Raw genomic sequence first — 1,823 nt, forward strand, 5'->3', positions numbered from 1 at the left:
CGGGCGACGAGGCTGCCGAGGGTGCCGGTGCCGCCGGTGATCAGGATCGTGCCGTCCGGATCGATCGGTGTCCCGGCGGTGCCCTCGTTCTCCGGCCTGGCCGCGACCAGCCGCGGCACGTGCGGGACGCCGTCCCGCAGTACCGTCTGCGGCAGCTCCGAGGCCAGATGGCCGAGCAGTTCGGGCGTCAGCGGGGTCGTGCTCGGCGGCGTGTCCAGGTCGACGAGGGTGAAGCGGTGCGGGTACTCGGACTGTGCCGTGCGCACCAGGCCGACGACTCCCGCCTGCGCGAGGTTCGTCGTGGTCGCCCCATGCGTGACGAACGTCATCCGGGTGCCGTCGAGTTGGGGGAGGGAGACGAACTGCTGGGCGAGCGTCAGCGCGTCGGCCGTCACCGTGGCGACGGCGTCGGCCGCGACCTCGCAGGGCAGCACGGCGAGCAGGACGTCCGGAGCCGCGGCGCGGCCCTCGGTGACCGCGTCGACGAGGGCGTCCAGGTCGGCGTGAACCGGCAGCGGCTGCTGCCCTGGGGCGTGGACCAGCGGTGCGCCGAGCACGGCGACCGTACGGTCGCCGTCCGCCGGGAGCGCGCCCGCCGGCACCCACTCCAGCTCGAACAGCGCGTCGCGCGGCGCTCCGTCGTCCGCGGGCCGCAACTGGTCCGCGTCGACCGGGCGTACAGCCAGCGTCTCCACCGTGACCACCGGCGTCCCCGCCGGGTCGGTCGCGGCCAGCGCCAGCGACTCGTCCCCGGTGCGTGACAAGCGCACCCGCAGCACGTTCGCGCCGGTCGAGTGCAGGGTGACGCCGCTCCAGGAGAACGGCAGGTGCAGCGGCGCGCCGTCGCCGGCGTCCTGGTCGTCCCGGTCGCGGACCCCCTCGACGTCCGCCGCCCTCCGCGCGGCCGACACGTGCAGGGCCGCGTCCAGCAGCGCCGGATGGACGCCGAAGCCGTCGACTGCCGCCCCCTCGGGCAGCGCCACCTCGGCGTAGAGGTCGTCACCGGCCCGCCAGGCCGCCCGCAGCCCCTGGAACGCCGGGCCGTAGTCCAGCCCGATCGCGCCGAGTTGCGGGTACACGTCCTCCACCGGTACGGCGACGGCCCCCTGCGGGGGCCAGGTGCTCGGGAACTCCCTGGGCGCGCCCACGGCTGCCGCCAGCGTGCCCGCCGCATGCCGCACCCACGGCGTGCCCTCGTCCGTGCCGGCCGGCCGCGCGTGCATGGCCACCGGCCGCTCGCCGCCCTCCTCGGCGGCACCGACCGACACCTGCACCTGCACGGCGTCGTCCCGCGGCACCGTCATCGGCGCGTACAGCGTCAGATCCTTCACGCCGCCGCAGCCCGCGTACAGCGCGGCGTGCAGGGCCAGATCGACGTACGCGGTGCCGGGCAGAAGCGCGGTGTCCATGACGGCATGGTCGGCCAGCCAGCCGTGCGCGGCGACGGAAAGACGCCCAGTGAAGAGATATCCGCCGTCGGGCAGGGGTGTGGCCGCTCCCAGTAGGGGGTGATCCGTCGCCTCGAGACCGGCCGAGGTGACATCCGCCGTCACCGCCGGATTCAGCCAGAACGCCTGGTGCTGGAAGGCGTACGTGGGGAGTGGGGTGTGGGGGGCTGGGGGGAGGACGGTGTTCCAGTCGGTGTTGGGGGCGCTGAGCAGGGTGGTGGTGAGGGTGTGGGTGGGGGTGTGTTTGGGGTGGAGGGTGTGGGTGAGGGTGGGGGTGGGTTCGGTGTTGGTGAGGGTGTGGGTGTTGAGGGTGGTGAGGGTGGTGTCGGGTCCGATTTCGATGTAGTGGGTGGTGCCTTGGGTGTGGAGGTGGGT

The 1,823-nt window shown here is 74.1% G+C and carries 1 protein-coding gene; it reads right to left on the reverse strand.

The features are described from left to right. A partial coding sequence (locus ACH4TG_RS40915) for a polyketide synthase dehydratase domain-containing protein (protein WP_398248405.1) occupies positions 1-1,823 on the reverse strand: 1,823 nt, incomplete at both ends.

The sequence above is a fragment of the Streptomyces sp. NPDC020917 genome (assembly GCF_044333795.1).
In the GTDB taxonomy this organism is placed as follows: Bacteria; Actinomycetota; Actinomycetes; order Streptomycetales; family Streptomycetaceae; genus Actinacidiphila.